Annotated in this window: 5 protein-coding genes and 1 pseudogene; all 6 read right to left on the reverse strand. The window is 65.2% G+C overall.

Annotated elements, in window-relative coordinates:
* Positions 1–223: pseudogene (locus tag EN969_RS07740) on the reverse strand (ABC transporter permease); the annotation flags it as partial.
* Complete coding sequence (locus EN969_RS07745; protein WP_027160785.1) at positions 220–1350, reverse strand: ROK family transcriptional regulator; 1131 nt, start codon at positions 1348–1350, stop codon at positions 220–222. The pseudogene EN969_RS07740 and the gene EN969_RS07745, both read right to left, overlap by 4 nt.
* Before the next feature lie 224 nt (positions 1351–1574).
* Entirely contained in the window at positions 1575–2660 is a 1086-nt protein-coding gene (locus EN969_RS07750; RefSeq protein WP_063168598.1) for a histidine kinase dimerization/phosphoacceptor domain -containing protein, read from the reverse strand.
* Between the two features lie 143 nt (positions 2661–2803).
* Complete coding sequence (locus EN969_RS07755) at positions 2804–4294, reverse strand: efflux transporter outer membrane subunit (RefSeq protein WP_063168599.1); 1491 nt, start codon at positions 4292–4294, stop codon at positions 2804–2806.
* Between the two features lie 12 nt (positions 4295–4306).
* Positions 4307–7450 (reverse strand): efflux RND transporter permease subunit, encoded by a 3144-nt coding sequence (locus EN969_RS07760; protein WP_063168600.1) that lies wholly within the window; start codon positions 7448–7450, stop codon positions 4307–4309.
* Between the two features lie 3 nt (positions 7451–7453).
* Positions 7454–8330: efflux RND transporter periplasmic adaptor subunit (locus EN969_RS07765; RefSeq protein ID WP_127419057.1), on the reverse strand; the 877-nt coding region annotated here is incomplete at its 5' end.

The raw sequence follows: 8330 nt of genomic DNA on the forward strand, positions 1-8330 counted from the left end.
ACATGATGTCGGTGGCGAGCTGCCCGTTTGCGATCAGATCGATAAACCTGGACGCAACCTGTGGCGGTGGCGGCAGGCCCACCGCGCCGCCCGCCGTCAACACCCACCAGATGGCGATGCCGGCGACGAGACCGCAGAGATTGAGCGCGAGACCGCGATAGTCGATACCCCGATCCTCGTTCGAGCCGCCGCCGGAGCGTGTCGTCTTCGACGCTTCGCTCATCGCGACACCCCCGAATAGAAAAAATGGTCGAGCGCCGCCGCAGCAGCACCGATGGCGCCGGCACCAGGACCGAGGCTCGACCGCTCGACCCGCAGCACGTCGCGCATCGGCGGCAGGACGCGTGGCGGAACGCCCCGCCTTATATGATCGATGAAGCTTTCCGGGGCTTCGGCCAGGTGACCGCCAAAGACGATCAGATCGGGATTGAGCAAATTGGTCGCCGTCGCTATGGCCGTCGTCAGATGCCGGAGCGCCGCGTTCCAGACGTCGGGATATTTCTCCACCGCGGCCAGCAGGCGCCTGGGATGAGGCGTGTCGATATGGGCGGCGCGGGCCAGCGCGCGTTCGGACAGGAATGTCTCCAGGCAGCCCACATTGCCGCAGGCGCAACGCTCGCCATCCTCGACCACCTGGACATGGCCGAGCTCGACGGCCCCGTAGCCGCCGGGACGGAACGGCATGCCGTTGATCACCAGGCCGGCGCCGAGGCCGGTGCGCAGATAGATGTAGAGCAGCGCGGTCGTGTCGCGCCCGATGCCGTAGCGCGATTCCGCCAGCGCCATCGCGCTGACATTGTGCTCGACCACCACCGGCATGCGCAGCGCCGTTTCGAGCTCGTCGGCGAACGGCACGTCCTTCCAGTCGTAATTGACCGACTGCAGGTTGCGGCGGCGCTTGGTGTCCACCGGTCCCGGCACGCCGAGCCCCAGGCCGATCAGGCGCGAACGGTCGACGCCGGTCTTCTTGATCAATTGCTCGACGATCCGCACCACCATGCCGATCACCGCGGCGGGTTCGCTGGTGGCGGTGTCGAAATGCTGCGAGGCCATGGCTTTCGAGGCGGCCCTGAGGTCGGTGATGGTCGCGTCGATCGTTCCCGCGCCAATGTGCACGCCAACCACGGACAGGGCGTCGGGCACCAGCGCGACGCCGATCGCCGGCCGGCCGACGGGTGCATCGCCGGCAGTGGCCTGGTTGAGCTCGACCACGGTGCCTTCCCGCAGGAGATGGGCCGTCAGATGGGTCAGGGCGGTGGGTGACAGCGAGGTGCGCCGCGCCAGTTCGGCGCGCGACTGCGGACCGTCGTCGCGCAGGATTCGCAGGATCGCTCCGTGGTGCGCGCCCATTCTTCCTCCCTATTATTTTCTAATGTTAATAAATTAATTAAGCCTGTCAAGCACGGCAAAGCGCGGCTTGCGACTGGCATCGATGCACCTGGCTTTCACCCTACCCTGCCGCTGGAGTAGGGGCATTGACGCGAAGGGAGATAGCGGGGAAGGCAAGGCCGTCATGAGTAGGTCGAAGATCAGCCAAGCGGAGACGGCCACCTATGCCGCTTGGCTCCCGCGCGCTAAGGGGCGGTGGCAGCCGAGCGCTTGAACAGGATGGTCACCCGCGTGCCCTCGCCGGCGCTCGACGTCACGTCGAACTCCGCCTTGGCATTCTCGGTCAGCGAGCGGGCGATCAGCGCGCCGAGTTTGCCGCGCTTGGGCCAGCTCTCGCCGTCCGGCAGGCCAATGCCGTCATCGGCGATCACGATGCGGCAGCCATCGCCGTCAACGATGCTGTGCAGCGTGATCGTGCCGCCGTCACGTCCCTGGAAGGCATGTTTGAGCGCATTGGTCAAAAGTTCGTTCACCACCAGCCCGGTCGGCATGGCGACATTGATCGACACCGGATAGGTGTCGACCTTCATGTCGAGGCGGATGCCCTCGACCGCATGCGAGTTCATGACCGCCGACGCGATCTGGCTGAGATAGACACCAAGATCGACCTCATCCTTGCCATCGTCCCCCGACAGCGTCTGGTAGAGGATCGCCAGCGCATCGACGCGCCCCGCCAGCCTCTCGAAACGCTTCTGGTCCGGTTCGGCCGCGTTGCGCGTCTCCATCCGGATCAGCGCGGTGATCATCTGCAGATTGTTCTTCACCCGGTGCTGCAGTTCGCGCAGCAGCGTGTCCTTCTCACGGATGCGCTCGTCGATCGATCGCGCATCTTCGGTTTCGCCATGGGCCGAAACGTCGACCAGCGCCACCAGCCGGAAGCAGGCCTTGCCATTGTCGTCCTCGATGACGTTGGAATAGACGTCGACGATAGTCGGTTGGCCTTCCTTCCGCTCCAGCCGGAACGTGCCGATGAAATCAGTGTCCTCGACCACGGCCTCGAACAGCGGCCGGTCCTTCTGCTTGTGCAGGCCGGTGCCGGAAAGCGCCGCCCAGTGTTGGCGAGCGAGCATCGCCGCCTTGAGGCCGGACAGTTTCTCGAATTCCGGATTGGCATAGACGACACGCTCCTTCGAACCCAGGTCCGAGACGGCAATGGCGATCGGCACCTGGTCGAGGAACTTCTTGAACTGTTCGCTTTCGAGCGCGCTGGCAAGGTCCGGCGTTTCGAGCAGCTGCCCGACCGCTTCGGCCTTCTGTGTATCGGATGTCATCTGCGGCGCCTGTGCTGTGTGGGCACCATCAATAACAGCGATGCGATCACCCCGCCATCGCCAAACATGGAGTCCGCATTTTCACGCCCCGCATCGGCGATGGCGGCGTGTCTGCCGAATTGACGCCGCTGCCTGAGAGTGCCTCAGGAGGCCGGCTTCGACGCCAGCCGTGGACCGGTCTTGACGTCGACGATCTCCGGCTTGGCGCTGTCGACCGCGCCATCCCAGCCGCCGCCGAGCGCCTTGTTGAGGGCGATGTAGTTGGTCGCCAGCAGGACGCGGCTTTGCAGCAGCGAGTCCTCGGCCGAATAGAGCGAGCGCTGGGCGTCGAGCACGTCGAGGAGGCTTGTCTCGCCGGCCTTGTAGAGCGTGCCTTCGAGACTTGCCGCCTCGCCATAGGACTTCGCGGACGAGGCGAGCTTGCCGATCCGGATGCGCTCCTGCGACAACAGCACCAGCGCGTTCTCGACATCCTCGAGCGCCGTCAGCACCGAAGACCGGTAAGCGATGAAATACTGATCGCGTTGCGCCTTGGCGACCTCGACGGCCGCCTGCAATTGGCCGGCATTGAACAGCGGCACACTCAGCGTCGGCCCGAACGACCAGCCGATCGACGAATTCTTGCCGAGATCGCCAAGCTTCAGCGCCGCCGTGCTGATGTCTCCCGTCAGGCTGACCGAGGGATAGCGGGCGGCTTCGGCCTGGCCGATCTTGGCGGTATATTGCGCATATTGGCGCTCCGCCATGCGCAAATCGGGCCGCGATAGCAGGAGGTCGGCGGGAATTCCGGTGGGCATCGGCAGGCGCGGTGCAGGAATGGGCGCGACCCGCTTCAGCCGCTCGTTGAGCGAGGCAGGCGGCCGGCCGGCCAACACCGCGAGACGATGCACGGCCTGCGCATAACTTGCCTCCAGCGTCGGAACGGCGGCTTCGGTGCTCGCTGCCTGACCCATTGCCTTGGCGACATCGGCGGCGGTCGCCGTGCCCGCCTGCGCCATGGTGCGGGTAAGTTCGGCGGTCTGTCTTTGCGACGCGGCCGAACGACGGGCGAGCGCGATGCGGGCCTGGTAGCCGCGCGCCTGGGTATAATAGGAAGCGACATCGCCGACCAGGGTGAGAAGCGTCGAGCGCAGTTCCTCCTGCGAGGCGTTCAGCCCGTAGTGCGCGGCCTCTACGCCCCTCCGGTTGGCGCCGAACAGGTCGAGCTCCCAGCTTGCATCGAAGCCGGCCTGGTACTCGCTGTAGGTGGCGTCAGAGCCTGATGTGGTCTCGGCCGACTTGTTGCGGGAGGCCGAGCCGGAGCCGTCGGCCGAAGGCAGCAATGTGCCGGCACTCTGGCGATAGCTGGCGCGCGCCTCGCGGATTTTTGCCTTGGCGGTGGCGACATCGAGATTGCCGGCAACCGCTTCCTCGACAAGCGTGTTCAGCTCGGGATCGCGTAGCCGCTGCCACCATTTTGACAGTCGTGCCGGCTGGGCAGGTTTTGTCGGCTTCTGGCCGCTCCAATTCGCCGGCATTGCCAGTATCGGTGTCTGATAATCCGGACCGACGACGCATCCCGCGAGCAGGACAGCGGTGAGCATAGGCGCAAGAAGCCGCCTCGCGGCCACCGAGCCACGTTCCAAACCTGTCATGTGAAGTTTTCCTTATTGCTGGGTGGCCGTCACCGGCGTCTCGCCCGTATCTGGTTTGGCCGCCCTGCCCTTGAAGATGCGCCGCACCGTGACGAACAATAGCGGCACCAGGAAGACGCCGATCACCGTCGCCGCGATCATGCCCCCCATCACGCCGATGCCGACCGAGTTCTGCGCGCCCGAGCCCGCACCGCTGGCGATCGCCAGCGGCAACACACCGAGGATAAAGGCCAGCGACGTCATCAGGATCGGCCGCAGCCGTTGTCGCGCCGCCTCCAGCGTCGCCTCGACCAGCCCCATCCCGGCGGCCTGCCGCTCGATGGCGAACTCGACGATGAGGATGGCGTTCTTGGCGGCGAGACCGATCGTGGTCAAAAGGCCGACCTTGAAATAAACGTCGTTGGACTGGCCGAACAGGCTGGCCGCCAGCAGCGCGCCGAAGATGCCGATCGGCACCGACAGCATGACCGCGAACGGGATCGACCAGCTCTCATAAAGTGCGGCCAGGCACAGGAACACGACCAGCGCCGAGATCGCATAGAGCGACAGCGCCTGGTTGCCGGAAAGCTTCTCCTGGTGCGACAGCCCGGTCCACTCGTGCGAATAGCCGGCGGGCAGTTGCGCGACGAGCTTGTCGATCTCGTCCATGGCGGCACCCGAGCTGACGCCCGTGGCCGCCGCGCCCTGGATCTCGACCGCCGCCGACCCATTGTAGCGCTCCAGCCTGGGCGAGCCGAATGTCCAGTGGCTGGAGGCAAAGGCCGAGAACGGCACCATGTCGCCGCTGGCGTTGCGGACCTGCCATTTGTCCAAATCTTCCGGCTGCATGCGGAAGTTCGGGTCCGACTGCAGATAGACCGGTTTCACCCGCCCGCGATCGATGAAGTCGTTGACGTAATCGCTGCCCCAGGCGGTCGAAAGCGTGTTGTTGATGTCGGCCAGGCTGACGCCAAGCGCGCTGGCCTTCTCCTGGTCGATGTCGACCGAGAATTGCGGCTGGTCTTCCTGGCCGTTGGGCCTTGTGTTGGCGAGCACCTTGCTCTGCCCGGCCAGGGCCAGAAGCTGGTTGCGCGTCTGGATCAGCGCGTCATGGCCGGCGCCGTTGACGTCCTGCAGGTAGAAGTCGAAGCCGTTGGTGTTGCCGAAGCCCTGGATGGCGGGAGGCGCGAGCGCGAAGACCTGCGCGTCCCTGATCTTCGAAAACGCGCCCATCGCACGGCCGGCGATGGCCTGCGCGGCGGAAGCCGGCGATTTGCGCAGGTCGAAATCCTTCAGCCGCACGAAAGCGATGCCGACATTCTGCCCTGCGCCGCCGAAGCCGAAGCCGGAGGCGGTGAACACCCCGTCGACGGCGTCCTTCTCCTGGTTGAGATAATGGTCGGTCACTTCTGCCAGCACGCGCTCCGTGCGATCCTGCGTCGCGCCGACGGGCAGCTGCACGCTGGTGATCAGGATGCCCTGGTCCTCTTCCGGCAGGAACGAGCTCGGCAGCCGGGCAAACATCCAGCCCACGGCAACGACGATGGCCAGGAACACGACGAGGAAGCGCCAGGATCGGTTGATGATGCCGTGCGAGCCGTCGCGGTAGGCAAGCGTGCCGCGATCGAAGACACGGTTGAACCAGCCGAACGGGCCGGTCTGCGTCGCATGGTCCTTGGGCGGCCGCAGGATGGTGGCGCAAAGTGCGGGCGTCAGCACAAGGGCGACCAGCACGGACAGCACCATCGCCGAGACGATGGTCACCGAGAATTGCCGGTAGATGATGCCGGTCGAGCCGCCGAAGAAAGCCATCGGCACGAACACGGCCGAAAGCACCGTGGCGATGCCGATCAGCGCGCCGGTGATTTCGTGCATCGACTTGCGCGTCGCCTCCTTCGGCGACAGGCCTTCCTCCTGCATCACGCGTTCGACATTCTCGACGACGACGATGGCGTCGTCGACCAAGAGGCCGATGGCCAGCACCATGGCGAACATGGTCAGTGTGTTGACGGAATAGCCGAACAGCGACAGCACGCCGAACGTGCCGAGCAGCACCACCGGCACGGCGATCGTCGGGATGATGGTGGCGCGCAAATTCTGCAGGAAGATGAACATCACCAGGAACACCAGCACGATTGCTTCGGCCAGCGTCTTGACCACCTCCTCGATCGACAGCCGCACGAAAGGCGAGGTGTCGTAGGGATAGACGACCTCGACCCCTTGCGGGAAGGTCGAGCTCAGCCGGGCGATCGTCGAACGCACCGCTTCGGCGGTGTTGATGGCGTTGGCGCCGGTCGCCAAATTGACGGCGACGCCGGCCGCCGGCTTGCCATTGTAATTGGCCTGCGTCGTATAGCTTTCGGCGCCGAGCTCGACGGTGGCGACATCGTTGAGGCGGACCAGAGAGCCATCGGTCTGGCTCTTCAGGATGATGTTGCGGAACTGTTCGGCGGTCTGCAGCCGGCTCTTGGCCGTCACCGTGGCATTGAGCTGCTGGCCCTTGCGCGCCGGCAGGCCGCCGAGCTGGCCGGCCGAAACCTGCGTGTTCTGTGCCTCGATGGCGGTCGCCACATCGCTCGGCATCAGGGCATATTTGGCGAGCTGGTCCGGATCGAGCCAGATGCGCATGGCATAGCCGGAGCCGAACAGCTGCGTCGAGCCGACGCCTTCGACGCGCTTCAGCGTGTCGTTGACGGTGGCGTCGACATAGTCGGCGAGATCGGTCGAGTTCATCTTGGCGTCGGTCGAGACGAAGCCGATGACCATCAGGAAGCCGGTCGAGGATTTGGAGACGGTGATGCCGTTGCTCTGCACCACCTGCGGCAGCTGCGACTGCACCAGCTGCAGCTTGTTTTGCGTCTGCACCTGGGCGGTATCGGGATCGGCCGCTGTGGTGAAGGTCAGCGTGATCGAGGCCGAACCGGTCGAGGTCGACGTCGCCGTCATGTAGTCGAGATTGTCGATACCGGTCATGCCTTGCTCGATGACCTTGGTCACCGAGTTCTCGACCGTCTGCGCGTCGGCGCCCGGATAGGTGGCGCTGATGTTGACTGTCGTCGGCGCAATCTGCGGATATTGCGAGATCGGCAGCGAGGTGAGCGCCAGGAGGCCGCCCAGCATGATCACGATGGCGATCACCCAGGCGAAGATCGGCCGGTTGATGAAGAATAGTGACATCGCTCAGTTCCCGGTCGCGGCGGCAGGCGCCGGTTTCGCCGCATTGGACGCGGCCGGTGCGGCGGACGTGCTCTGCCCGCGGTCCTTGACCTCGCCGGTCGTCTCGTCGATCGTCACTTCGACACCCGTCGCATCGCCGCCGGGGCGCACCAGTTGCATGCCCTCGACGATGACGCGGTCGCCGTCGCCGACACCCGAATCCACCAGCCAGTTGTTGCCGACGCTGTTGCGCACGGCGAGCACGCGCGTCTCGACCTTGCCCTGCGCATTGATGACCATGGCGGTGGCCTCGCCCTTGGTGTTGCGGCTGACGGCACGCTGCGGCACCAGGAAACTGTTCTGGGCAACGCCCTCCTCGACCAGTGCCCGCACATACATGCCGGGCAGAAGCAGGCGGTCGGGATTGGGGAACTCGGCCCTGAGCGCAAAGGTGCCGGTGGTCTGGTCGACATTGGCGCCGGCGAATTCCAGCTTGCCGGTCTGCGTGTAGATGGTGCCGTTCTCGAGCTTCAGCTTCACGCTGACATTGGGCCCGCTGAACTTCAGCCGCCCTTCCGAGATCGCCTGGCGCAGATTGAGCAGGTTGGTGCTCGACTGCGTGACGTCGACATTGATCGGATCGAGGGCACGGATGGTGGTCAGCACCGTGTCCTGGTTCGCGGTCACCAGCGCGCCCGGCGTCAGCGTGGACTTGTCGATGCGCCCGGCGATCGGTGCCGTGATGGAGGTCCGGTCGAGGCTGATGCGCGCCGTCTCGGCACTGGCCTTGGCCGAGGCGACATCGGCTTGCGCCTGCGCCAGCGTGGCGGCGGCATCGTCATAATCCTGTTTGGAAACAACGTTCTGCTTCAACAGGCCGGCATAACGGTCGAACTTGGCC

Origin of the sequence: Mesorhizobium sp. M7A.F.Ca.CA.003.01.2.1 (assembly GCF_003998945.1) — a bacterium.
Classification (GTDB): domain Bacteria; phylum Pseudomonadota; class Alphaproteobacteria; order Rhizobiales; family Rhizobiaceae; genus Mesorhizobium; species Mesorhizobium ciceri.

Excerpts from the sequence above, each read along its gene's own strand:
- EN969_RS07755 (WP_063168599.1), bottom strand. The coding sequence starts at position 4,294 with ATGACAGGTTTGGAACGTGGCTCGGTGGCCGCGAGGCGGCTTCTTGCG.
- EN969_RS07750 (WP_063168598.1), bottom strand. The coding sequence starts at position 2,660 with ATGACATCCGATACACAGAAGGCCGAAGCGGTCGGGCAGCTGCTCGAA.
- EN969_RS07745 (WP_027160785.1), bottom strand. The coding sequence starts at position 1,350 with ATGGGCGCGCACCACGGAGCGATCCTGCGAATCCTGCGCGACGACGGT.
- EN969_RS07760 (WP_063168600.1), bottom strand. The coding sequence starts at position 7,450 with ATGTCACTATTCTTCATCAACCGGCCGATCTTCGCCTGGGTGATCGCC.